Origin of the sequence: Collimonas silvisoli (genome assembly GCF_018305005.1) — a bacterium.
In the GTDB taxonomy this organism is placed as follows: domain Bacteria; phylum Pseudomonadota; class Gammaproteobacteria; order Burkholderiales; family Burkholderiaceae_D; genus Collimonas; species Collimonas silvisoli.
On the sequence record NZ_JAGQEG010000004.1, the window covers coordinates 1 to 24,789 of the forward strand.

The 24,789-nt window shown below is 57.4% G+C and carries 24 protein-coding genes and 1 pseudogene; 14 read left to right on the forward strand and 11 right to left on the reverse strand.

Annotated elements, in window-relative coordinates:
* Together thiD and hemL are read left to right on the forward strand one after the other, a co-directional pair.
* Positions 1-852: bifunctional hydroxymethylpyrimidine kinase/phosphomethylpyrimidine kinase (thiD, locus tag KHU33_RS01465; protein ID WP_211460733.1), on the forward strand; the 852-nt coding region annotated here is incomplete at its 5' end.
* An 83-nt stretch (positions 853-935) separates the two neighbouring features.
* Positions 936-2,219 (forward strand): glutamate-1-semialdehyde 2,1-aminomutase, encoded by a 1,284-nt coding sequence (gene hemL / locus KHU33_RS01470; protein WP_211460734.1) that lies wholly within the window; start codon positions 936-938, stop codon positions 2,217-2,219.
* A 48-nt stretch (positions 2,220-2,267) separates the two neighbouring features.
* Here hemL and corA read toward each other — a convergent pair.
* The 8 genes and pseudogenes from corA to mpl form a co-directional block, all read right to left on the reverse strand.
* A pseudogene (gene corA, locus KHU33_RS01475) lies at positions 2,268-3,080 on the reverse strand (magnesium/cobalt transporter CorA); the annotation flags it as partial.
* Between the two features lie 38 nt (positions 3,081-3,118).
* Positions 3,119-3,814 (reverse strand): monofunctional biosynthetic peptidoglycan transglycosylase, encoded by a 696-nt coding sequence (gene mtgA / locus KHU33_RS01480; protein ID WP_211460735.1) that lies wholly within the window; start codon positions 3,812-3,814, stop codon positions 3,119-3,121.
* Between the two features lie 35 nt (positions 3,815-3,849).
* Complete coding sequence (gene aroE / locus KHU33_RS01485; RefSeq protein ID WP_211460736.1) at positions 3,850-4,698, reverse strand: shikimate dehydrogenase; 849 nt, start codon at positions 4,696-4,698, stop codon at positions 3,850-3,852.
* Positions 4,695-5,594, reverse strand: a complete 900-nt coding sequence (locus KHU33_RS01490) for a TonB C-terminal domain-containing protein (protein WP_211460737.1) — start codon at positions 5,592-5,594, stop codon at positions 4,695-4,697. Before KHU33_RS01490 ends, aroE begins: the two co-directional genes overlap by 4 nt.
* 97 nt (positions 5,595-5,691) lie before the next feature.
* Complete coding sequence (locus KHU33_RS01495) at positions 5,692-7,770, reverse strand: ribonuclease catalytic domain-containing protein (RefSeq protein ID WP_211460738.1); 2,079 nt, start codon at positions 7,768-7,770, stop codon at positions 5,692-5,694.
* Between the two features lie 8 nt (positions 7,771-7,778).
* Positions 7,779-8,495, reverse strand: coding sequence for a chorismate--pyruvate lyase family protein (locus tag KHU33_RS01500; protein ID WP_211460739.1), 717 nt, complete (start codon positions 8,493-8,495; stop codon positions 7,779-7,781).
* Positions 8,495-9,091, reverse strand: a complete 597-nt coding sequence (locus KHU33_RS01505) for a YqiA/YcfP family alpha/beta fold hydrolase (RefSeq protein ID WP_211460740.1) — start codon at positions 9,089-9,091, stop codon at positions 8,495-8,497. Before KHU33_RS01505 ends, KHU33_RS01500 begins: the two co-directional genes overlap by 1 nt.
* A complete protein-coding gene (gene mpl, locus KHU33_RS01510) occupies positions 9,088-10,494 on the reverse strand; it encodes a UDP-N-acetylmuramate:L-alanyl-gamma-D-glutamyl-meso-diaminopimelate ligase (protein WP_211460741.1) in 1,407 nt (468 codons plus the stop codon). Before mpl ends, KHU33_RS01505 begins: the two co-directional genes overlap by 4 nt.
* Before the next feature lie 176 nt (positions 10,495-10,670).
* Between mpl and KHU33_RS01515 the strand changes: the two genes are divergently transcribed.
* From KHU33_RS01515 to KHU33_RS01560, 10 genes are all read left to right on the forward strand, one after another.
* Positions 10,671-11,303, forward strand: a complete 633-nt coding sequence (locus tag KHU33_RS01515; protein ID WP_211460742.1) for a hypothetical protein — start codon at positions 10,671-10,673, stop codon at positions 11,301-11,303.
* A gap of 19 nt (positions 11,304-11,322) precedes the next feature.
* Complete coding sequence (locus tag KHU33_RS01520) at positions 11,323-11,844, forward strand: TlpA family protein disulfide reductase (protein ID WP_211460743.1); 522 nt, start codon at positions 11,323-11,325, stop codon at positions 11,842-11,844.
* A 129-nt stretch (positions 11,845-11,973) separates the two neighbouring features.
* Entirely contained in the window at positions 11,974-12,411 is a 438-nt protein-coding gene (gene aroQ / locus KHU33_RS01525; protein ID WP_211460744.1) for a type II 3-dehydroquinate dehydratase, read from the forward strand.
* A gap of 115 nt (positions 12,412-12,526) precedes the next feature.
* On the forward strand, positions 12,527-12,991 hold the full coding sequence (gene accB, locus KHU33_RS01530; protein WP_211460745.1) for an acetyl-CoA carboxylase biotin carboxyl carrier protein: 465 nt from the start codon (positions 12,527-12,529) through the stop codon (positions 12,989-12,991).
* A gap of 151 nt (positions 12,992-13,142) precedes the next feature.
* Entirely contained in the window at positions 13,143-14,525 is a 1,383-nt protein-coding gene (gene accC, locus KHU33_RS01535; RefSeq protein ID WP_211460746.1) for an acetyl-CoA carboxylase biotin carboxylase subunit, read from the forward strand.
* A 49-nt stretch (positions 14,526-14,574) separates the two neighbouring features.
* Positions 14,575-15,483: a 50S ribosomal protein L11 methyltransferase gene (gene prmA, locus KHU33_RS01540; RefSeq protein ID WP_211460747.1), complete on the forward strand. Its 909-nt coding sequence runs from the start codon at positions 14,575-14,577 to the stop codon at positions 15,481-15,483.
* 10 nt (positions 15,484-15,493) lie between these two features.
* Positions 15,494-16,870 (forward strand): DUF3426 domain-containing protein, encoded by a 1,377-nt coding sequence (locus tag KHU33_RS01545; protein WP_211460748.1) that lies wholly within the window; start codon positions 15,494-15,496, stop codon positions 16,868-16,870.
* Positions 16,871-16,987: 117 nt separating this feature from the next.
* Complete coding sequence (locus tag KHU33_RS01550) at positions 16,988-17,920, forward strand: carbohydrate kinase family protein (protein WP_211460749.1); 933 nt, start codon at positions 16,988-16,990, stop codon at positions 17,918-17,920.
* Positions 17,921-18,124: 204 nt separating this feature from the next.
* Positions 18,125-18,373 carry a hypothetical protein gene (locus tag KHU33_RS01555; protein ID WP_211460750.1) on the forward strand — a complete coding sequence of 83 codons (249 nt, stop codon included), beginning with the start codon at positions 18,125-18,127 and terminating at the stop codon, positions 18,371-18,373.
* 148 nt (positions 18,374-18,521) lie between these two features.
* Positions 18,522-19,061, forward strand: a complete 540-nt coding sequence (locus KHU33_RS01560; protein WP_211460751.1) for a peroxiredoxin — start codon at positions 18,522-18,524, stop codon at positions 19,059-19,061.
* A 76-nt stretch (positions 19,062-19,137) separates the two neighbouring features.
* Here the strand turns inward: KHU33_RS01560 and KHU33_RS01565 are convergent, their stop codons facing one another.
* Entirely contained in the window at positions 19,138-20,373 is a 1,236-nt protein-coding gene (locus tag KHU33_RS01565) for an MFS transporter (RefSeq protein WP_211460752.1), read from the reverse strand.
* A 168-nt stretch (positions 20,374-20,541) separates the two neighbouring features.
* On the opposite strand from KHU33_RS01565, the gene KHU33_RS26950 reads away from it, so the two are divergent.
* Positions 20,542-21,360, forward strand: a complete 819-nt coding sequence (locus KHU33_RS26950; protein ID WP_456236946.1) for a helix-turn-helix domain-containing protein — start codon at positions 20,542-20,544, stop codon at positions 21,358-21,360.
* Positions 21,361-21,437: 77 nt separating this feature from the next.
* Here the strand turns inward: KHU33_RS26950 and KHU33_RS01575 are convergent, their stop codons facing one another.
* Positions 21,438-22,046, reverse strand: a complete 609-nt coding sequence (locus KHU33_RS01575; protein ID WP_211460753.1) for a glutathione S-transferase C-terminal domain-containing protein — start codon at positions 22,044-22,046, stop codon at positions 21,438-21,440.
* A gap of 290 nt (positions 22,047-22,336) precedes the next feature.
* Between KHU33_RS01575 and purB the strand changes: the two genes are divergently transcribed.
* The gene (purB, locus tag KHU33_RS01580; protein ID WP_211460754.1) at positions 22,337-23,704 is read left to right on the forward strand and encodes an adenylosuccinate lyase; all 1,368 of its coding nucleotides are present in this window, start codon (positions 22,337-22,339) and stop codon (positions 23,702-23,704) included.
* Between the two features lie 70 nt (positions 23,705-23,774).
* Here the strand turns inward: purB and secF are convergent, their stop codons facing one another.
* Positions 23,775-24,719 (reverse strand): protein translocase subunit SecF, encoded by a 945-nt coding sequence (gene secF / locus KHU33_RS01585; RefSeq protein WP_211460755.1) that lies wholly within the window; start codon positions 24,717-24,719, stop codon positions 23,775-23,777.
* Positions 24,720-24,789: the final 70 nt, after the last annotated feature.

The window sequence follows — 24,789 nt, forward strand, 5'->3', positions numbered from 1 at the left end:
CAAACTTCTCCTCTTATATTGACATTCGGCGTTGCCGACCCTGTCGGCGCCGCCGGCATTCAAGCCGATCTGGCTACCTTTTCCGCCATGGGCTGCCATGGCTTGTCCGTCATCACGTCGATCCTGATCGGCGACACCGCGCGTATCGAAGATACCCAGCAGATCGACGCTGACTGGGTCGCCGACCAGGCCCGCGTGCTGTTGGAAGACATGCCGGTAGCCGCCTTCAAGGTGGGCTCGGTCGGCAGCATCGAAAGCGTATCGGTGATCGCCGAGATCGTCTCGGATTACCCGGAAATTCCGCTGATTCTAGACCCTTTTTTATCCGCCATGCCGGATCAAGGACAAGATAGCGAAGACCTGCTGACCGCCATCCGTGAACTGCTGATTCCGCAAACCACGGTGATGCTGGTATCGGCGGTCGAGTTGTCGCGTTTGGCGGAAACCTGGCGCGAACCCTCGTCCGACGACATGATGAGCATCGACGCCATGCGTATCATCGAACTCGGCTGCGAATACCTGTTCGTGACCGGCACGCCGACTCCGGCCGCCGAAATCGGCAACACCTTGTTCAATGAGTCGGGCGTGGTCCGGCAAGACAGCTGGCAGCGCGTTTCCGGCTCGTTCAGCGGCGCCGGCACCACCATGTCGGCGGCGATCGCGGCGATGCTGGCAAATGGCCTGGACGTGCCGGAAGCGGTTTCCGAAGCGCAGGAATTCACCCTGGCGGCGGTCTCTGCGGCGCAACGGCTGGGCATGGGCAAGCTGATCCCGGACCGTTATTTCTGGGCCCGCGAAGAAGGCCTGCAGCGGCATGAAGAGGATGCCGGGGATGCCGGCAACGCCCCCTGATTTTCTGCTTGCGCGCAGTGCGCAGGCTCATACTTATTTTCGACAAGCTAATTGATAAGATAATTAAAAAGATAACTAAGCACATGACTTCCAATAACGATATCTTGTTTGCCCGCGCCCAACTGACCACACCCGGCGGCGTCAATTCGCCGGTGCGCGCCTTCCGTTCGGTAGGCGGCACGCCACGCTTTATCACCCGCGCCGAAGGCCCGTATTTCTGGGATGCCGACGACCGCCGCTACATCGATTACATCGGTTCATGGGGCCCTGCGATTGTCGGCCACGCTCACCCCATCGTGATCAAGGCGGTGCAAGATGCTGCCGCCCGCGGCCTGAGTTTTGGCGCACCGACCCAAGGCGAAATCGAAATCGCCGAAGAAATCTGCAAGCTGGTGCCGTCGATCGAACAAGTGCGGCTGGTCTCCAGCGGCACCGAAGCCACCATGAGTGCACTGCGCCTGGCGCGCGGCGCCACCGGCCGCGACAAGATCGTCAAGTTCGAAGGCTGCTACCACGGTCACGCCGATTCGCTATTGGTCAAGGCCGGCAGCGGCTTGCTGACCTTCGGCAACCCGACCTCGGCCGGGGTGCCGGAAGATTTCGCCAAGCACACGCTGGTGCTCGACTACAACAATACCCAGCAACTGGAAGACGCCTTCAAGGACATGGGCGACCAGATCGCTTGCGTGATCGTCGAGCCGGTTGCCGGCAATATGAACCTGGTGCGGGCGACGCCGGAATTCCTGCACACCATGCGCCGTCTGTGCACGCAATACGGCGCGGTGCTGATTTTCGATGAAGTCATGTGCGGCTTCCGCGTGGCGCTGGGCGGCGCGCAAGCGCTGTACAACATCAAGCCGGACATCACCGCGCTGGGCAAGGTGATTGGCGGCGGCTTGCCGGTAGCGGCGTTCGGCGGCCGTGCCGATTTGATGGGCCATATGGCGCCGCTGGGTTCGGTGTATCAAGCCGGCACGCTATCCGGCAATCCGGTAGCGGTAGCGGCTGGCATGAGCACGCTCAAGCTGATCCAGGAACCTGGTTTCTACGCCAATCTGACAGCGCAAACCAGCAAGCTGGTCGACGGCCTGAACCAGGTCGCCAAGGAAGCCGGCGTCACTTTCAGCGGCGATGCGATCGGCGGCATGTTCGGTTTGTATTTTGCGGCAGCCGTGCCTGACAGCTACGCGACGGTGATGGCGTCCAACAAGGATCTGTTCAACAAATTCTTCCATGCGATGCTGGACGCCGGCGTGTATCTGGCGCCGTCGGCGTTCGAGGCTGGCTTTGTTTCAGCGCAGCATGACGATGCAGTGATTGAGGCCACCATCGAGGCAGCGCGCGGCGCATTTGCCCAATTGGTTTAAGCCTGTGATGCAATGCAGGGTGGGCCGCAATCCGCCCTGCCCTGCCGCTTAATTCAACCAGCCGCGTCTGCGGAAATACCAGAACGGCGTGATCGCCGAGCAGACCATCAAGGCCAGCGCAAACGGATAGCCGAGCGCCCAGTCGAATTCCGGCATGAAGTGAAAATTCATGCCATAGATACTGGCAATCAGCGTCGGCGGCAAAAACGCTACCGAAGCGACCGAGAAAATCTTGATGATCTTGTTTTGATTGATGTTGATGAAACCGACTGTCGCATCCATCAGGAAGTTGATCTTGTCGAACAGGAAAGCGGTGTGGCCGTCCAGCGATTCGATATCGCGCAGAATCTGCCGCGCATCTTCAAACTGATCCACGCTCAATAAACGGCCGCGCATCAAAAAACTCACCGCGCGGCGGGTATCCATCATGTTGCGCCGGATCCGGCCGTTCAAATCCTCTTCACGCGCCATGGCGTTCAAGGCTTCGGCCGCGGCCAGGTCGGTGAGTTTCTTTTGCAGCACGCGCTGGCTGACCTCGTCCAGCTTCTGGTACACGCCCTCCAGGGCGTCAGCGGAATACTCGGCATCGGTCTGATACAGGTCCAGCAGCACGTCCTTGTAATCGCCGATCGATCCCGGCCGCGAGCGCGCTCGCATGCGCACCAGGCGGAACACCGGCAAGTCTTCTCCATGCACCGAGAACAGGATATCGCGCGCCAGGATAAACGCCACGGTGACGGTCGACGAAGGGCCGTCGTCTTCTTCGAATAAGAAGTCGGTGCGCAGATGCAGGTCGCCGTTTTCCGCTTCGTAATAACGGGCTGAGGCCTCGATATCCTTGACCTCGTCTTCGCCCGACAATGGACACTCGCTGCAATTTAAACAACTTCCGACAGGCCCTAAGGCAATTCAGCCGATCCCATGCGTCGTAAAATCAGGCCGGTGCGTTGCGACAGATAAGCCGAGCCGCGATTCTTGTCGTAAAAACGCGGCTTCGGCAGCATCACTGCGAGCCGTGCGGCCTGGCTGGCGCCAAGGTTGCTGGCAGAGGTTCTAAAGTAATGCTGAGCCGCCGCCTCGGCGCCGAACACGCCGTTGCCCCACTCCACCACGTTCAGGTAAATTTCGAAGATGCGTTCCTTGTCCATCCAGAACTCAAGCATGTAGGTAATGATCAATTCCTGTCCCTTGCGCAGATAACTGCGCTCGCCGGACAGGAATAGATTTTTCGCCAGTTGCTGGGTGATGGTGGAGCCGCCGCGCACCACCTTGCCCTTCTTGGTATTTTTTTCGTAAGCTTGTTGCAGGGCGTCCCAATCGACCCCGTCATGCTCGGAGAAGTTGGCGTCTTCAGAGGCGATGATGGCGCGCTTCAGATTGGTTGAGATGCGTGCATACGGCACCCATTTGAATTGCAACTGCGCGTCCGGCACGGTTTCCTGCAACTCCGACAAGCGATGTCGCATGAAGCTGGTGGAGCCGGGATTGTGATCGACCCACCACCAGATCTGCACGAAAAAATAAACTTGCAGCAGCAGCACCAAGGCGATCAGCAGCATACATAAGCGCAACAAAAGCTTGCCGACTGACTTCATTCCGATTTCCTACAAATAATTAACTTAAGCAAGACTTAGAGCTGCGCGCGCAAGGCGGCAAATACCGCATCAGTATGCGGCCGTACACCGCGCCAGACAAAAAACGATTCCGCCGCCTGCTCCACCAGCATGCCCAAACCGTCGCGCACCTGGGCGCCATTGGCTGCTGCAAACTGCATGAATACGGTCGGCTGGCGGCCATACATCATGTCGTAGGCCAGCGTCGCCGGGCCGAATACGCTGGCTGCCAGCGGCGGCAGCTGCGCCTGCAAACTGGCGGAGGTGGCATTGATCACAAGGTCGTACTGCTGCTGCGCTTCGGCAAAACCGCAAGCGTTGAGCTGGCAATGCGCGCCGCCATAAGGCTGAAACTGTTCCACCAGTTCCTGCGCCTTGGCCACGGTGCGATTGGCGATCGTCAATTGGGCCGGCCGCGCTTCCAGCAATGGCAGCAAAACCCCACGCGCGGCGCCGCCAGCGCCCAGCAGCAGGATTTTCTTCTGCGCCAGATCAAAACCGGCATTGCGCACGATATCGCATACCAAGCCAACGCCATCGGTGTTATCGCCCAGTATTTGATTGCCATCGAATTTCAAAGTATTCACCGCACCTGCGGCCTTGGCTCTGGCGGTTAGCGTGCCGGCCAGCGCATAGGCTTCCAGCTTGAACGGCACGGTAACGTTGGCGCCCCGGCCGCCTTGCGCGACGAACTCCTGCACCGTCGCCGCAAAAGCGTCGAGCGGCGCCAGCAAACGCGCATAGCGCATGTCTTGTGCGGTCTCGGCAGCAAAGCGCGCATGGATGTCGGGCGACTTGCTGTGCGCAATCGGATTGCCGATCACCACATACTCAGCGAATGGCGCCGTAGTCATCACTGCGGTCATTGGTTGCTTCCTCCCATCAGTTGCGCTTCGAGCAGCCCTTCGCGGGTAAATTCGAAGGTCGAAATCACTTCCCACACATCGTCTTTGCCGCTGCTGCGCATATTCTCCGGGAAGCGCCCGAACGGCGCCGAGCGCTCGATAATTTTCAAGGTGGCGCGATCCAGATCGGGATTGCCTGAGCCGCGCTCGATTCTCGGGCCACCCTCTTTGGTGTAAAGCGAGCCGTCCTGGTAAATCGGAATGTACACCACCAGCCGTCCGTACAAATTCCTGCCGCTCTTTTTCGGGAAATTCAAGGTGCCCAGTTTTTCGACCTTGTCCTGGAACGATTTGTAATAGGCGGCGTAGCCGACTGCGCGGGTACTCGGCGTGATCTGCGTCTTTTTCGGCCGCTTGTTGTAATCGTCGATATTCTTGGCGATTTCCGCTTCCTTGCGGGCGATCGCCTTGGCGCTCTCCACCAGATCCTTGCCGCTAGGCTGGGGCGTATTGTCGCTGCTCTTGTCCTGCACATCCATGGCCGGCATCTTCAGCGGCGTTTCCTTGCTCATTTGCGCCAGCATCTGTTGCTGCTGCTGTTCCAGCTGGTCGATGCGCCGCTTGGTGGCCTGGAGGTTATCGCCGTCTTCCGACTTGCGCATATCAGGCAGCGGCGATTTGGCGCGGCCGGCGTCGGCATTGCCGCCGCCATCCAGATTGGCTTGCGCCAGCGCCTCCGCCTTGACCGGTTTGGCATTGTGTTTGGCGTTCACCAGAATCACTTCCAGCGCCGGATCGGTAGGCTTCAGCTTGAAGGCTTCCGGCGCCGCAAAACGTACCGCCAGCAACGCCGCGTGTGCCAATACCGACGCTGCAATGGCGCCGACCAGAATGCGATTTTGGAAAAAGGATTTCACGCGTGGGCTAAAAGTCGCTATAAAAGAAAGGGATTCTACGACAAAGCGAGATGCCTACGGGAAATTTACCGCCGCTTTCTCTGCTTGTCTTGAGAGTTCAATCCGTTAGTGGCTTGATCTCCTGAATGATGCTATCGGGCTCGATGACCGCGCCGGCCTCCTGCTCCTCCAGCGGCACTTCAACCGTCTCGTGCGGCATGTCCATCGCGGCGTCCAGCTCCTCGACGACTTCCTCATCCTCTTCCGGCGGTTCCAGTTGCTGGGCGTCGGCACCCGGCGCTACGCCCACTTCCAGCAGACGCGCTTCAACCGTCAGGTCGATCTCGTCCCAGCGCAGGATGTCCAGCTTGACTTGTGTGCCGCGCGCCAGTTGCGGCATGCCTGGCAATTTGATGATGAGCGGGATTTCCGCCAGCCGCAGAATTTCATCTTTCAATACCGCGGCTTCGACCTGGCGCGCTTGCTCCTGGCCTAGCCAGCGCAAGCACCAATAGCGTTCCATGTTCGATTGGAAATCGCCATAGCCGGAATAGGCGGCGTCAAAGCCGGACACGATCGCAAACAAATCGGCGTCGCGCGGCTTGAATGGGGCTACCAGCGGCGCAGCGACGCCACCTTCGACGCAGGCCAGGATCTGCCATTGGTTGACCAGATCCGGATAACGGCGCAGAGGCGAGGTGCTCCAGGCGTACTGATCGACTCCCAGCCCTTGATGCGGCGCCGCGTGGGTGACCATGCGCACCTGCATCTTGGCGGCCCAGCCACCGCTGCCACCGCCCTGCGCACGGTAGATGCCGGGCACGCCGTGATCGGCCATCAGCTTGCCCCAGGTGCTGTTGGCAAAGATCATCAGTTCCGCCACGATCTTGTCCAGCGGCGCCCCGCGTTTGCGACGGGCGATGGTGACGACATCGTCTTCTACATAGAAATTGAAGTCGACGCGGTTATTTTGTTCCGGCCGCAAGCCGAAGCCCTCGCGCTTGGCCATGCGGCCCTGCTCCAGTACCTGTATCCATTTCCACAACACGGCGATGTCGGCCTTGTGCTGGTACTCGCCGGCGTCATTGGCGAGATTTTCTTCGGTCACCAGATCGTCGAGAGTGTTGTGGCGCAGGTTGGCTGAAATCGGCACCAGCTCGGCCTTGGTCTCGGTGCTGATGACGCTCCAGTCCTCGGGATCGAGCGTGGCGTAGAGCGACAGCGCCGGACAATTTTTTCCTTCGGCCAGGGTGAAGGCTTCGACCAGTTCATCCGGCAGCATGGTGATTTTGTCGCCCGGCATATAGACCGTCGACATGCGCTGGCGCGCTATCGCATCCAGCGCATCGCCGCGTTTGATGCCCAAACCTGGGGCGGCGATATGAATCCCGACCCTTATCTTGCCGTCGGCCAGCGTCTGCACCGACAAGGCATCGTCGATTTCGGTAGTGGTCACATCGTCGATGGAGAATGCCTGCACCGGCGCCAGCGGCAGATCGGCCACCGCAGGAATCACGATCTTGGGGAAGCCGGAACCTTTCGGGAAAAATTCCAACAAGAATCTGGAGAGATGCAACTGCTGTGGCGAGGCGATGCCGCCGACTGTCAGCATCAAACGCTGCGGCGAAGTTTGCAATTCATTGCAGGCGGCCTCCAGCGCCTTGTACTCGATGCTGTTCTTGTCGGGCTTGAACAAGAGTTGCAGCGCCAGCGGCTTCATCACCTCCGGCAGTTGTCCGGCCTTCAACTGGGCCACGTATTCGGCCTGGATCAAGGCTTGCTGCTTTTTCTTTTCGATGCCGGCCTGGGCTGCCTTCAGCGAGGCTTCCGGTGCAGCCTTGTAGCGGCCCTTGCCCTTTTTATAGAAATAGATCGGTGCTGTGTGCAAGCTTAACAATAAGCCCGCGGCTTCCGCCGGCAACGGCGCATGGCCGAAATATTCCGCCCCCAGTTCGGCAAAACCAAACTCTTCCTGGCCGGCGACTTCCCACAGGAAATCGAGCTCGATCCCTTGCGCGATTTGTTGCGCTTCTTCCAGTAATTGTTGCGGCGTCGGCGCGGTGAATTGCAACAACACGTCCTTGGATTTGACCTTGCTGCGTTTGCCCGACTGCAGTTCGACCTGATAGGCCTCTCCTTGCTGCGACAGTACAACTCCTGCTTTAAAGTCGCCGGACTCTTCAAAAAATAGATTCATTGCATGCTTTATGTTTGGATTTCTGATGATACCGCTGTCAGCAGTGTTTGCCGGGCTGCAGCGTCGAATGAGTGTGTTTGATAGGCCGAAGACTGCTGCCGGGAATGACCGGGATCGAAGTCGGGAGCATGTGAGGTTACGGCTGCCATCTTCTTTTGATCCGGCCGCGCCCGCCGCAATTGCTCGATCTCGGGAAAAAATACTTCTGTCACCAGCATCACGCCGGTTTTGCGCTGAAAGGTCGAGCGCCTGGCCCACAGAGGGTAAGCGAGATCGTCGTTGCCGGTCGCGGCGCACATGCGCTGCACCAGCGGATGGCTGCGATACAGGCGGGCAAATTGCAGCTGTCCGCGCGCCACCAGCGGGTCGCCGAACAGCGTGCTGCCAAGCGAGCGCTCACCTAGCGTACTGAAGAACGGCCATTCCGTGGCCGTGGCAGCCAGCGCCACCACGGTGTGCCCCAATACCATGGGGCGGCCGTCACAGCGCAGCAAGACATCGCGTTCCTGCACCTGGAGACGGCGCGGCAATCCGATCTGTTGCCATTCGTCGGCCAGGCACATTGCTCGCTGCTGGCGCAGCCGCTGGACCCGGAACTGCTGGCAGTGCGCCATCAGCTTGTAGGTCAGCGAGACGCGATCGGTCAGCCAGTCGCGCAAATTATCGGAAGGGTGCACGCCGTTGGCATGGTCATGCCATTGGGCATAGGTACGGGAACGTGGCATCAGGTGCTCGCCGTCGACGCATGGCCGCTTGCAATTCCGCAAAATGCCAGCACCGCATCGGCATACTCGGCAAATTCGCTGATGCCGTGATCGCTGCCTTGTATTACCTGCTGCCTGGCTTGCGGGTAATGGCCGACCATTTCTTGCCAGTCCAGCACTTCGTCGCCGGTGGCGGCGATCAGGAAATAGCGCTCCGGCCTGGTGATCCGGTCGATCTGCAGGGTCTGCAACTCGGCAATGTATTCACGCTTGAATTCAAATGGCTGGTCGGAATGATATTGGGTGCTGACGCCGACATATTTTTCCAGATCGCGCGGCGGCTTGACCGCCGGGTTCAACAGCACTGCGCGGCAGCCGAGCTGCTCGGCCAGCCAGGTGGCGTAATAACCGCCCAGCGAGGAGCCGATCAGCGTCAACCCGGCAGGATCGCCAGCTTGAATACACTCCTTGGCAATGGCGATCGCGGCAGCAGGCGAGGCAGGCAGCTGCGGACACTGGTATTCGGCAGCCCTGCCCAACTGCTGCATGCGGTCGGCCAGCAGACGCGCCTTGAACGATTGCGGCGAAGAGCGAAAGCCGTGCAGATACAGGATCATTGCAAGCCAGACAAGGGTAAGGACAGTGCGCTCAAAATCTTTTGGTGGACACCGCCAAAGCCGCCGTTGCTCATCACCAGCACCTGATCGCCCGGCTTGGCCGCCTTGACGATGGCCGCTACCAGCTGATCGAGCTCGTGGTAAGTACTTGCTTTGTCGCCGAGCGGCTGCAGTGCTGCGGCCAGGTTCCAGTCCAGCGCATCCTTGCCATTGCCTTTGGCGCCATAGCCAAACACCAGGTCAGCTTCGCTCAGGCTGCCCGGCAGCGCTTCTTTCATGGCGCCCAGCTTCATGGTGTTCGAACGCGGCTCCAGCACCGCCAGGATGCGCGCCTGGCCCACTTTCTTACGCAAACCGGCAACCGTAGTGGCGATGGCGGTTGGGTGGTGGGCAAAATCGTCGTACACCGCAATCTGGCGGACAGTGCCGCGCAATTCCATGCGGCGCTTCACGTTTTCAAAGCTGGACAGGGCGTTGATGGCCTGCGCCGGCGGCACACCGACATGACGTGCGGCGGCAATCGCGGCCAAGGCATTCATGCGGTTATGCTCGCCGCTCAACTCCCACTGCACCGTGCCCTGCGGTTCGCCATTGAAGCTGACTTCAAAGTGGCCATTGTCTTGGTTGCGCAGCGACCAGCCTTGCTGATCGCCGCCGAAAAATTCCTTTTCACTCCAGCAACCGCGCTCCAGCACGCGTTGCAATGCCGGTTCGCGGGCATTAATGATCAGCCGGCCGACGCCCGGGATGGTGCGGACCAAGTGATGGAATTGGGTTTCGATTGCCGCCAGGTCGGGGAAAATATCGGCATGATCGTATTCCAGATTATTCAGAATCGCGGTCTTGGCGTGGTAATGGACGAATTTACTGCGTTTATCGAAAAATGCCGTGTCGTATTCGTCGGCTTCGATCACAAAGAACGACGATGGCGCAGCGTTAGCCTCGGCCTTGCCCGACAGGCGTGCCGATATGCCGAAATTCATCGGCACGCCGCCGATCAGAAAACCCGGATCGTAGCCGGCATCTTCCAGAATCCAGGCCAGCATCGCCGAGGTGGTGGTCTTGCCGTGGGTGCCGGCCACCGCCAATACCCATTTGTCACGCAGGATATGCTCGCCTATCCATTGCGGCCCCGAGATATAAGGCAGGCCGCGATTCAGGATTTCTTCCATCAGCGGGTTGCCGCGCACCACGACGTTGCCGATCACGTACAAATCCGGCTGCAAGGCTGTTTGTTCAACATCAAAGCCCTGGATCAAGCTGATTCCCTGTGCCTCCAGCTGGGTGCTCATCGGTGGGTACACATTGGCGTCGCAGCCGGTGACTTTATGCCCGGCCTGTTTGGCCAACACCGCCAAACCGCCCATAAAGGTGCCGCAGATGCCAAGGATATGAATATGCATTCTTGAGTTTCACTATGCTGAAAAGAGGAATACCGTGATTTTACCTGAGCGGCCGCCGCACCCGGTAGCGGGGTATGGAAAAAGTGAAATGCAGAAAATCGCTGAGCCGTTCCGGATTCGGCTTGATTACGTATATATATGGCGCAGCAGGACGCGCGCAGGCAAATCGATTTATCATGCCGGTCATGGCATCCAATCTTTCACCTGAACTAGAACAGCTGCGCGCGGAAATCGCGGCGGCGGCAGCCCGCATGATTGCCGAGGACGGCGCCGATTATGGCACCGCGAAGCGTAAAGCGGTGGAATTGTGCGTCGGCAGCAAACGAGGCGGCGGCAAGATTCGCGGCGAATTCCTCCCCGATAACGCCCAGATCGAAGAAGAAGTACGTATATATAACGAGTTGTTCTTTGCCGACACGCAGCCGGCCCGACTCTTGCTTTTACGCCAGATCGCGGCAGAAATCATGGCCGAACTGGTGCAATTCAAGCCTTATCTTACCGGCGCGGTCCTCAACGGCACTGCCGGCGAGCACTCGGACATCTATTTACATTTGTTTGTCGACAGCCCCAAAGACGTAGAAATTTTCCTTTTTAATAAAAACGTGCAATTTGAGCTGTCAATCAGCCCTCCCCTTAAAACCGGTGGCAATAACGAACCGGTAGAAACCTTGAGTTTCATGCATAAAAAAGAGGGCATACATCTGACACTATATGAAACCGACGATTTGCGCGCTAGTATCAGGGCGGCATCCGGCAAACGGGCTGAACGTGCCGATCTCGATGCGGTACTCGCTCTGATTGCGCCCTGAACAATAAAGAAGAAAATTAATGAAAAGAAATATATTCATATTTGTGCCGATTGCTATCTTATTTTGCGTGATCGGCGTTTATTTTGGCGTGCAGCGCCATGCGCCTGCATCTCCCGAAAGTCTGGCGGTGGCCAATCTGCTGACCCAGGATATGCCTGACGCCAGCGGCAAAACCAGCTCCTTGGCGCAGTGGAAAGGCAAACCCCTGCTGGTCAATTTCTGGGCGACCTGGTGCGCGCCTTGCGTGGAAGAAATGCCGGAATTGAATGCCTTGCAAACCGAGGTAGCTGCCAAAAACATTCAAATCGTCGGCATTGGGATCGATTCTGCCGATAACATCGCAAAATTTGCGGGTAAATACAAAATCTCTTACCCACTGTATGTGGCGGGAACCGGTGCTACGGCGCTGTTGCGGCAGTTCGGCAACCAAAGCGGCGGCTTGCCTTTCACGGTCTTGGTCGGCAGCGACGGCCAGGTAAAGAAAATGTACTTGGGCAGCATTAAATTCAACGAATTACGAAAAGACCTGGCATCGCTGTAAGCGTAAAACTTACCGGAAAAACATTTAACATTTCCACATAAAAATTTCACAGAAACAAATTTCCCCTTGCCAGTCAGCGTCATTTGACGGCAAAATGCGGCCATCGTCGTCAAACGGAGCACCATCTCCATGGCAAAAAATATACTTCTACTCAACGGACCCAACCTGAATTTGCTGGGGACAAGAGAGCCAGAAGTCTACGGTTCCACCTCGCTCAGCGATGTCGAACAAGCAGCTCGGGCCCAGGCAACTGCCGCTGGCGTCCGGCTTGAGCACTTCCAAAGCAATCACGAAGGCGCGCTGATAGACCGCATCCATGCGGCCAAAACAGAAGGCGTCGACGCCATTGTGATCAATCCCGGCGGACTCACGCATACCAGCGTCGCCTTGCGCGACGCACTGACCGGAGTGGCAATCCGTTTTATCGAGGTCCACATCTCGAATATCCACCAGCGCGAAGCATTTCGGCATCATTCCTATTTATCGGATGTCGCGGTGGGTGTCATTTGCGGTTTGGGCGTGGATGGTTATCGCGCAGCAATTGATTTTGCCATTAAGAAACTCTAGTTGATATTCTCGCAGTAAACTACGGCGTTTTTGCAGATCCCTTGCAACAGCGCTGAGTTGCGTGTCAAAAAAACGAAAATAGCTTTTCATTATTTATAATTCTGAAGGATTGCATATGGATTTGAGAAAACTCAAAACGCTGATCGACTTGGTCGCTGAATCGGACATCGAAGAGCTGGAAGTGACCGAAGGCGAAAGCAAGGTCCGTATCGTCAAGTCGTCTGCATCCCAGCACAGCCAAGTTGTCATGATGCAACCGCAAGCACAGCAGCAGCCGGCCCAGTTCCAGGTAGCGGCGCCAGCGGCTGTCGCGGCGCCGGTAGAAGCAATTGCAGCGGAGCCGGAAGGTCACGTCGTCAAGTCGCCTATGGTTGGCACCTTTTATCGTTCATCGGCTCCCGGCTCGCCGGCATTTGTCGAAGTCGGCTCGGAAATCAAAGAAGGCGGCACCTTGTGCATTATCGAAGCGATGAAATTGCTCAATGAAATCGAAGCCGACGCTTCCGGCGTGGTGAAAAAGATCCTGGTTGAAAACGGCCAGCCGGTCGAATTCGGCCAGCCATTATTTATCATTGGTTAATTAATCTACACCGAGTAGTCTGTACGGCGGCATCCGCTTCACCCGGATCTCGCCGTTCCGGTTGTCAATGCAGGCAGTCCGCTGCGAGGCCCGCATTGCCAGCCCAATGCTTGATAACGCTTAACTTTTAGCGACGCATATACCAATTACTATGTTTGAAAAAATCCTTATCGCCAATCGCGGCGAAATCGCCTTGCGCATCCAACGCGCCTGCCGTGAAATGGGCATCAAAACCGTGATGGTCCATTCCGAGGCTGATCGTGACGCCAAGTATGTGAAACTGGCGGATGAATCGGTCTGTATCGGCCCGGCGCCATCCAGCCTGAGCTACCTCAACATGCCGGCCATCATCAGCGCTGCGGAAGTCACCGATGCCGAGGCAATTCACCCAGGCTACGGTTTCTTGTCCGAAAATGCCGATTTCGCTGAGCGGGTTGAACAGTCAGGCTTTGTTTTCATCGGCCCGCGGCCGGCGAATATCCGCTTGATGGGCGACAAAGTATCGGCCAAACAAGCCATGATCCGCGCCGGGGTGCCATGCGTGCCTGGTTCGGAAGGCGCATTGCCGGAAGACCCGAAGGAAATCATCAAGATCGCGCGCAAGATCGGTTATCCGGTCATCATCAAGGCTGCCGGCGGCGGTGGCGGACGTGGTATGCGCGTGGTGCATACCGAGGCGGCGCTGGCCAATGCGGTGACCATGACCAAGACCGAAGCCGGGGCCGCATTCGGCAATCCGGAAGTGTATATGGAGAAGTACCTGGAAAATCCGCGTCACGTGGAAATCCAGATCCTGGCCGACCAGTTCAAGAACGCGGTCTGGCTGGGCGAGCGCGATTGCTCGATGCAGCGTCGCCACCAGAAGGTGATTGAAGAAGCGCCGGCGCCAGGCATCCCGCGCAAGATCATCGAAAAAATCGGCGATCGTTGCGCCGAAGCTTGCCGCAAGATGGATTATCGCGGCGCCGGCACTTTTGAATTCCTGTATGAAAACGGCGAGTTCTATTTCATCGAAATGAATACCCGGGTCCAGGTTGAACATCCGATCACTGAAATGATCACCGGCATCGACATCGTGCAGGAACAGATTCGGATTGCGGCCGGCGAGAAACTGCGTTTCCGCCAGCGCGATATCCAGCTCTCGGGCCACGCTATCGAATGCCGCATCAATGCCGAAGACCCGTTCAAATTCACGCCGTCGCCAGGCAAGATCCTGTCATGGCATGCGCCTGGCGGCCCCGGCATCCGGGTCGATTCACATGCTTACGCCGGCTATTTCGTGCCGCCGCATTATGATTCGATGGTGGGCAAGGTGATTTCCTATGGTTCCACCCGCGAACAGGCGATCAAGCGGATGCAGATTGCGCTGTCTGAGATGGTGGTGGAAGGCATACAAACCAACATCCAGTTGCACCGTGAGCTGATGATTGACGCCCGTTTTATCGAAGGCGGCACCAACATCCACTATCTGGAACACAAACTGGCGGAACGGCCGGTGGTGGCCAAGGAAACGGATAAAGCGGTAAAGAAATAAGGGATACTCACCTGCGGGTGATTGCCCATAACGTACAGTAAGGCATCTGATGAGCTGGACCGAAATTGTTATTGAAGTTGCACTGAGCGACGCCGAGACGCTGTCTGATGCGTTGATGGATGCTGGCGCCTTATCGGTCTCGGTAGAAGATGCCGATCTGGGCACCGCGGCTGAGCAGCCTCTGTTCGGCGAACCCGGCATGGAACCCAAGGAAGCGGCCTGGCAACGTAGCCGGGTGGTGGCTCTGGCCGAGGTCGATGCTGATCATGCGGCCATCGTCAGCAACGCCGCCAAGGCTTGCGGCGTTGCGGTCCCGCCCTACTCTCTGCGGCCGGTCGCAGCACAAGACTGGGTGCGGCTGACGCAATCCCAATTTGAACCGATCCATATCGGCAAGAACATCTGGGTAGTGCCCAGCTGGCACGATGCGCCCGATGCCAACGGCCTGATCCTGGAACTTGATCCGGGCCTGGCTTTCGGTACCGGCAGCCATCCCACCACCCGCCTCTGCATGGAGTGGCTGGAAATCAACGTGCCGCTGCAAAAACCGCAATCGGTACTCGATTACGGCTGCGGCTCGGGCATCCTTGCCATGGTTGCCAAGAAACTCGGCAGCAGCACCGTCATCGGCGTCGATATCGACCCGCATGCGATCGATGCGGCGCGTTACAACAGCGAACGCAATCATTGCGACGTCGCCTACTATCTGCCGGAAGATTTCAGCAGCCAGAGCACGCTAGAAGTATTCGATATCGTGGTCGCCAACATCCTGTCCGGCCCGCTCAAGCTGATGGCGCCCATGCTGTGCAGCCGTATCGCTGCCGGCGGCAGCCTGACCCTGTCCGGCGTGCTGGCGGAACAGGCGGAAGATGTGATCGCCGCCTACGCGCAGTGGCTTCCATTGACTGTCTGGGCAGAACAAGACGGCTGGGTAGCGCTGTCCGGAACCCTGAAGTAAGCAGCACGCCATGGCGCTCGCGACTCAATGTCCGCATTGTCAAACCACCTTCCGGGTCGCCAATGACCAGCTGAAGCTGCGCGGCGGCCTGGTGCGCTGCGGCAGCTGCCGCGAAGTCTTCAACGGCATAGAACACCTGGTGCGGCCGGATGTGGCAACGCCGGTCGCTGCACCTGTGTCTGCACCGACGCCGGAACCGGACGCTGTCGCCGCCCAAATCCCTGTCGCCGTCGCTTATGAGGCTGCCGCAATAGAACCGCAGCATATTCCAGACGAAACGCCGCCTCCGGCATACGTCGCAGCGGAACCACCAGCGGTAACCGAGCCCGCGGTCGTGGCTGCCAGCGATCACCCGCTATCTGCATCAAGCAACAACCAGCCGCTCAGCGCGCCGGAAACCAAAGTCACGGCTTCAGACCGGGTAGAAGCTGCGATTGACGGTCTCGAAGAAGATTTGCGCATCGCTGAAGAAACCAGCCAGTCGGCGCCTGCCAATGTGCACCACACACCCTTCGGCTTGATCAAGCCCTCTGCCCCCATCGACTCGGACGACACAGCCAGCAGCCCGCCGGCGCCGAATGTCTGGCATCGTCATGTCGACGACGAGGAAGACAATCAGATGGCGCGCATGACGTTGATGCACGTTGCCGGACAAGACGATCATGCGCCGGCCGCAAAAAACGGATCTGGCGCCGCAGACGATGACGATGAACTGGATCGCATCATCGATGAATTACAGCGTAAGCCGTGGCGCGGTGAAAAGAATGCCGCCGCATCGCCGAACACCAACGACAGTAGCGACAACGGCTCCAGAAAGAAAGGCCGCGAGAAAATTGCTGAGCCGGAGCCGGCCGCTGCGGAGGAACCTGATTTCGTCCTGAGCGCGCGACGCAAACAGCGCATCGGCGGTACGCTGCGCTGGGCCATGTGGGGCATAGGCGCGCTATTGCTGATCGGGCTGGTCGGACAATCGACCTATTTTTTCCGCGACCAGCTGGCAGCGCGCATGCCGCAGCTCAAACCGGCACTCACCGGCGCCTGCGCGAAAATCGGCTGCAGCGTTGGCCTGCCGATGAAAATCGACAGTATTTCGATCGAAGCCAATGAGCTGCAGGCGCTAGACCCGGCCCGCAATCTGTTTTCGCTCAACCTGCTGCTGCGCAACCGCAGCGACACCGTGCAAGCCTGGCCCAACATCGAACTGACCCTGAACGATGCGAATGACAAAGCGATAGTACGGCGGGCATTCACACCGCACGATTATTTGAATGCATCGGCCAATCCGGCCCAGGGGTTTGGCAGCGATCAGGAACAGTCCGTGAAACTGAGTTTTGAGTTATTGCAGTTGAAGGCGTCCGGCTATCGGGTGTATCTGTATTATCCCTAACTAGGGGTTAGGAGTGAACGGCGCAAAATTTGCCGGTTGCGCTTAAACTCTATTCCGTAATCACTTTATTTGCGCAGACTATCCGCGCCAACCAGCAGGCTCTCCTCCTTACTTACTATGACCTCCCTCATCTGCGGTTCATTGGCTTTCGACGTCATCATGCAATTTCCGGGACGCTTCTCGGATTCGCTGCTGGCGGATCAATTGCACAAAATCAGCGTCTCGTTCCTGGTGCCGACCATGCGCCGCGACTTTGGCGGCTGTGCCGGCAATATCGCCTACAACCTGAAATTGCTGGGCGGCGATCCGCAAATCATGGCCACCATCGGCCACGATGGCGGCGACTACCTTGAGAGACTGGATCGACAAGGCATTTCGCGCAAAACCGTGCGTACCATCGAGTCGATCTACACCGCGCAATGTTTCATTACCACCGACGCCGACAATAACCAGATCACGGCCTTCCATCCAGGCGCAATGACCCACTCGCACGAGAACAAGGTGGCCGACGCCGGCCCGGTCAAGCTGGCGATTGTCGCTCCGGACGGCCGCGACGGCATGCTGCAACACGCCGCCGACTGCGTGGCGCAAGGCATTCCGCTGATCTTCGATCCGGGCCAGGGCATGCCGATGTTCAACGGCGACGAACTGAAGCAGTTCATCGAACTCGCGACTTATATCGCCATGAATGATTACGAAGCCGAAATGCTGGCTTCACGTGCCGGTTTGTCGCTGCCGCAAATCGCCGAGCGGGTCTCGGCGCTGGTGGTCACCCGCGGCGAACTGGGTGCGGAGATTTTCACCGCCGGCGGCAAGATTGACATACCTTGCGTCAAAGCTGAACAGGTACTCGATCCGACCGGTTGCGGCGACGCCTTCCGCGCCGGCATGCTGTACGGCCTGAGCAATGGCATGGACTGGACCACCACCGGCCGCCTGTCCAGTTTGCTGGGCAGCATCAAGATTGCCCATCAGGGGCCGCAAAACCATGCTCCTAGCCGCGCCGAGATCGATGATCGATTCCATCGTGAATTTGGTTACCGATTGTAAAAGTAGCACATCAAATCCTATGCCCCGCGCCGATACTGGGTAGGGTATAGGAAAAAATCCATGAATTTCAACCATGTTTCCATGGCTGCTTAAATATACTCCCCAGATCACCGATTCCGGCGTGATACATAAGGCCCTTCTCAAGCTGAACTTATCTGCTAGCCTTACATCCAATTTCTACCAGAATCATGGACGGAGAGCCTCATGAAAAAGCGAATTTTAATTGGTGTAACACTGCTTGGTGCAAGCCTGCTGCTGGGTGGCTGTGTTGCCTATCCTGCCTATCCATACGGCGGCTACGGCGGTGACCCATACTATGGCGGCGGTTATTACAGCGGCTACTATGCCCCTGCACCGGTCTATGTCGCGCCGAGTGTGGGTATCGGCTTTAGCTACTCGCGTGGCTGGGGTGGCCGCGGCTGGGGCGGTGGCGGCTGGCACGGCGGCCATTAACTAGAACTCATTTCATAAATTTCCGTGAGTGCGAACGCGGTTATTTGGGAGGTAGTGCAAGGCGCGTCGCTTGCGCAGGGCGCACAAGTGATTGGACAACTCTGCGATCCCGTCGCATGATGCTGCTTATCTTTATCCAGGAATTCTCATGAAACGACTGATTGCCGCTGTATTGGTTTGCAGTTCTGTTGCAGCACCGGCCTTTGCCGCACTCAAGGCCGGTGAACAAGCGCCGCCGTTTACCACGCAAGCGTCTATCGGCGGCAAGGTGTTTAATTACTCGCTGGCCGACGAGCTGAAAAAAGGTCCGGTAGTGCTTTACTTTTATCCGGCTGCCTTCACCAAAGGTTGCACCATCGAAGCCCATATGTTTGCCGATGCGCTCGATAAATACAAAGCGCTCGGCGCTTCCGTGATTGGCGTTTCCGCCGACAACATCGATACCCTCAACAAATTTTCCGTCAGCGAATGCCGCAGCAAATTCCCGGTTGCCGCCGACCAGGACCAGCGCATCATGAAGTCTTACGATTCGGTGCTGCTCTACAAAACCAACTACGCCGACCGGGTATCGTATGTGATCGCTCCCAACGGCAGCATCATCTACGAATACAGCAGCATGGACCCGGACAAGCATGTCAGCAATACGTTGCAAGCGCTGGAGCAGTGGAACGCCAAGCAAAAGAAATAATAGATCAAGCGAGAAATAAAAAAGCGCGCTGACCACAGCGCGCTTTTTTTGCGATCTACTTATTTAGCTTACTTAATCAGCTCACAGCCTTTCGCCGATGTGCCTCAAGATTCGGCAAGAACGCCGCCAGCAAGCCAATCAACGGCAGGAAAGAACAGACCTGATAGACGAAACTGATACTCGTCATGTCGGCTAGCTTACCCAAGGCCGCGGCGCCGATGCCGCCCATGCCAAATGCAAAACCGAAAAACAGGCCTGACACGGTGCCAACCTTGCCCGGCACCAGCTCTTGCGCAAAGACCAGAATCGCTGAAAATGCGGACGCCAGGATCACGCCGATCACCACCGTCAGCACACCGGTCCAGAACAGATTGGCATACGGCAGCATCAAGGTAAAAGGTGCAACGCCGAGGATCGATATCCAGATCACCAGCTTGCGGCCGACCTTGTCGCCGATCGGGCCGCCCAGCACGGTGCCGGCAGCCACCGCAAACAAGAACACAAACAAATGCAACTGCGCCGACTGTACCGACAGCTGGAATTTATCGATCAGGTAAAACGTGAAGTAGCTGCTCAGGCTGGCCATGTAAAAATACTTCGAGAAAATCAGCATCAGCAAGATGCCGATCGAAAACACCAGTTTCTTGCGCGGCAGCGCCACGTAATGCTGTTTGGCCTTGGATGGCTTGCCTTTCGCCTCCAGGCGCTTGCGCTTGTACCAGTTACCGATCTGCCACAACACCACGATCGCCAGCAAAGCCGCTGCGGAAAACCAGGCGATGCTGCTCTGCCCGTGCGGAATCACAATCCATGCCGCCAATAACGGCCCCATGGAACTGCCGGCATTGCCGCCCACTTGAAAAATCGATTGCGCCAGGCCGTGGCGGCCGCCGGAAGCCATGCGCGCCACGCGCGACGACTCCGGGTGGAAGATGGACGAGCCGGTGCCGACCAAGGCTGCCGCCAACAGCAACATGCCGTAGTTAGGCGCGACCGACAGCATCAGCAAGCCCACCAGGGTAAAGCCCATTCCCAATGCCAGCGAGTACGGCTTGGGATGTTTGTCAGTGTAAAAGCCCACCATCGGTTGCAAAATCGACGCGGTGATTTGATAAGTCAGGGTAATCAGGCCGATCTGCGCAAAACTGAGATTGAAATTTCCTTTCAGCAGCGGGTAAATCGACAGGATCAGCGACTGGATCATGTCATTCAGGAAGTGGGCAAAACTGATGGCGCCCAATACGCGAAAACCGGTTTTTTCGGCGTCGTGCGACTCCAGCGAGGGGGAAATCTGCTTGGCAGCGGTTTGCATGGTGGTGAAATAAATAGTTGGAATAAGGCGAAAGTGAAATGGGAAACCTGCTCCGTTAGCGGTCGGAACAAATTTTTATCATTAGCAAAACAGCAGTGTAAGCAAAAAATCGGAGACTGTTTTAAGATAGAAAGACATAATTTGTCGTATTTCTGCCATTCCATCTTCATGCCTGCACAAATTCTTACCCATACCAAGATCGGCTTGCTTGACGTGGTGCCGGACGCACAGCATCCGGTACGCCTGCGCGCACGCAATCTTGCTGCAGCCGAGCTGCTGAGCGCGCATTCACATCCCTGGGGCCAGGTCACCTATGCGCCGGAAGGTGTGTTGCGCATCAGTGTCGGCAACAGTACCTGGATCGTGCCACCGTTAAGGGCCATCTGGATTCCGCCGCTGGTCGAGCATGAAATCGCGACCATGGAGAAATCGCAGTTGCGCGCCTTGTACATCCACACCGCTGCGACACCGTTCGACGGACAGGATTGCATCGTGCTGGAAGTCTCGACCTTGCTGCGCGAACTGATTGCCGCTCTGTCGCAAACCGAGGACGGCAGCCGGCGAGAGTCGCTACTCAGTCAATTGATACTGAACGAACTGGTCGAAGCAAAGACTCCGGGCATACGCATTTCCTTGCCAACCGAAAAACGCCTGCATGCAATCTGCCAAGCCTTGATTCAAACGCCTGATTCGAGCATGACGCTGGCCGGCTGGGCCGGCCAGGTCGGCGCCTCGGAAAGAACCCTGGCGCGCTTGTTCGAACGGGATCTGAGTATGACTTTCGGCCAGTGGCGGCAGCAGATCAGGCTGGCACACGCTGCACCGATGATCGCGCGGCATGCCGCTATCGCTGGTGGCGGCCGAACTGGGGTATGCCAGCCAGTCGGCCTTTTCCGCCATGTTCAGGAAAACCTTCGGTCAATCGCCGTCGACTTTCTTCGCATCAAAAAAGTCCAGTCAAACCACCGGCCAGTAGCTTCGGTCTGAATCGATTTCGTCAAATGGAACTGTCGTAGTTGTGTGCGCAATGACGGCCCCTAGCCACTGTCATTGGCGAGCGCTGCTTATTGAGGAACGGTATCCTTGAACGACTGACGCTCGGACAATTTCTCAAACAGTCTGGCCAGTGTCGGATAATCTTCGCGCCAGGTAATCTCCGGGAAACGGAAGCTGAGCCAGCCCAGAGCGCAACCAACCGCCACATCGGCCAGCGAATAGTGGGTGCCGGAGCAGAATGGCTTTTCCGCCAAACCCGCCGCCATCGCTTTCAGGCCGGCGTCGATCTTGCGTTGCTGACGCTCGACCCAGGCCTGGCTGCGCTGTTCTTCAAGGCGCTGCAAGCTTTCCAGGCGGATCAGCACGCCGGCGTCCAGCACGCCGTCAGCCAGCGCTTCCCAGCATTTCACTTCGGAGCGCTCGCGGCTGTTAATCGGAATTAATTTACCAACCGGTGTCAGGGTATCGAGATATTCGACGATCACATGCGAATCGAACATGGCGCCGCCGTCTTCCATCACCAGGCAAGGCACCTTGCCCAAAGGATTCGAAATGTGAATCTTGGTGTCGGCAGCCCAGACATCTTCCAGCACAAACTCGTAGTCCAGCTTCTTTTCCGCCATCACCACGCGTACTTTGCGGACAAAAGGACTACCAAGGGAACCGATCAGCTTCATATGTCACTTAAGGTAAAAAATGTTGGCTGATTATAGCATTCGCCTCCAGCGACTTTGTTCATCGCCGACCCGGTCCGCGCGCAAAGCGGCATATTTACCACGGTGCAAATGGTAAAATTCGGTTTGGCTTGTTTTTTGCCTTGCATTGTTGCCCGAACTCCAGATTTATTCAGATTGCGTTATGCAGCAGCGTTCTGGTGCACATACGGCAATGCTGTGCTTTGCAAAATAGAAACAACCGGCCCGCCGGCCTGGCCTTACCTTCACTCACCTCTATAGTCATCATTATCATGTCTCTTTCCACGCTTTCCGCCCTGTCTCCGCTGGATGGCCGCTACGCCGCCAAAACCGACAAACTGCGCCCGATCCTGTCCGAGGCCGGTTTCATGCATCACCGGGTCAAGGTTGAAATTGCCTGGCTGCAAGCCCTGTCAAATGCCGGTTTCGCCGAGATCAAGCCCTTCTCCGCCAGCGCCAGCGCGCTGCTCGACAAACTGGCAAGCGACTTCAGCGAGACCGATGCGGAACGCATCAAGGCCATCGAAGCCGTCACCAATCACGACGTCAAGGCGGTCGAGTACTGGCTCAAGGAACAAGTCAAGGATGTGCCGGAACTGGTCGCGGCTTCGGAATTCATCCACTTCGCCTGCACCTCGGAAGACATCAACAACACCTCGCACGGCATGATGCTGAAAGCAGCGCGCGATACCGTGCTGCTGCCAGCCTTGCAGCAAGTGATCGCCAAGCTGACCGAACTGGCGCACACCAATGCCGATTTGCCGATGATGTCGCGCACCCATGGCCAGCCGGCCAGCCCGACCACGCTCGGCAAGGAAATCGCCAACGTCGTGGCGCGCCTGCAACGCGCGGTCAAGCGTATCGCCGCGGTGGAAATCCTGGGCAAGATGAATGGCGCGGTCGGCAACTACAATGCCCACCTGTCGGCCTACCCCGACTTCGATTGGGAAACCTTCTCCAAGAATGTGATCGAACAGCGCCTGGGCCTGAGTTTCAACCCCTACACGATCCAGATCGAGCCGCACGACTACATGGCCGAACTGTTCGATGCGATCAGCCGCAGCAACACCATTCTGCTCGACCTGAATCGCGATATCTGGGGTTACATCTCGCTCGGCTATTTCAAACAGCGCACCAAGGCTGGCGAAATCGGTTCGTCGACCATGCCGCACAAGGTCAACCCGATCGATTTCGAGAACTCCGAAGGCAACCTGGGCATGGCCAACGCCGTGCTCAAGCACATGTCGGAAAAGCTGCCGCTGTCGCGCTGGCAGCGTGACCTGACCGACTCCACCGTATTGCGCAATATCGGCGTCGGCCTCGGTTACGCGATCCTGGCTTACGACAGCTGCCTGCGCGGCTTGAACAAGCTGGAAGTCAATCCGAGCCGTCTGGCGGAAGATCTCGACGCCACCTGGGAAGTGCTGGCTGAGCCGGTGCAAACCGTGATGCGCCGCTACGGCATTGAAAATCCGTACGAGCAGTTGAAAGAACTGACGCGTGGCAAAGGCATCTCCAAAGATGCGTTGCGCGAGTTCATCCTCAAGCTGGAAATCCCGCAGGAAGCCAAAGACCATTTGCTGGCCATGACGCCGTCCAACTACATTGGACATGCCGCCTTGCTGGCCAAGAAAATCTAAAGCGCGGCATATACCGCCAGACCAAAAAAAAACCAGCCTCGAAGGCTGGTTTTTTTATATCTGCAACGCTTTACACTACCGCGCCGTCAGTCTCATCTTTTTCCTTGATCGGCTTGATCATGTCTTCACGTTTCACGCCCAGCCACATTGCCACGGCTGCCGCCACGAATACCGAAGAATAGATACCGAACAGAATACCGATGGTCAGCGCTAGCGCGAAGTAATGCAGCGCCGGGCCGCCGAAGACAAACATCGACAACACCATGATTTCAGTGCTGCCGTGGGTGATGATGGTACGGGAAATGGTGCTGGTGATCGCATGGTTCATGACATCGGCGACCGCCAGTTTACCGAAGCGGCGATCGCGGAAAGTTTCACGCACCCGGTCGAACACCACCACCGATTCATTCACCGAATAACCCAATACCGCCAGGATCGCCGCCAATACGGTAAGCGAGAATTCCCATTGGAAAAATGCGAAGAAGCCGAGAATGATCACGACGTCGTGCAAGTTGGCGATAATCGCCGCTACCGCGTATTTCCATTCGAAGCGGATAGCCAGGTAAATCATGATGCCGATCACCACGAACAGCAGCGCCATCACACCATCATGCGCCAGTTCGTCGCCCACCTGCGGTCCGACAAACTCGGTGCGTTTCAATGCAACATCGGCATCCTGCTGCTTCAAGGCTTCCAGCACGGTAGCGCTTTGCTGATTTGAATTGACGCCCTTTTTGGCCGGCAGCCGGATCATCACATCTTTCGCCGTACCGAAATTGGTCACCTGGTTGTCGGTATAACCGAGACCCTCAACCACCTTGCGGATGCCCTCGATATTGGCCGGCTTGCTATACGCGACTTCGATTACCGTACCGCCGGTAAACTCGATCGACAGATGCAGGCCTTTCGAGAACAGGAAGAATACGGCAAACACAAACGTCAGCGCCGATATCACATTGAATATCAATGCATGGCGCATGAACGGAATATCTTTTTTGATACGGAAAAGTTCCATCACATTCCTTTTGGTTCACTGTGGTCGCAGCTTAGGGCGACCTCGAATAACTGCTGCTGCGTCATTCCCG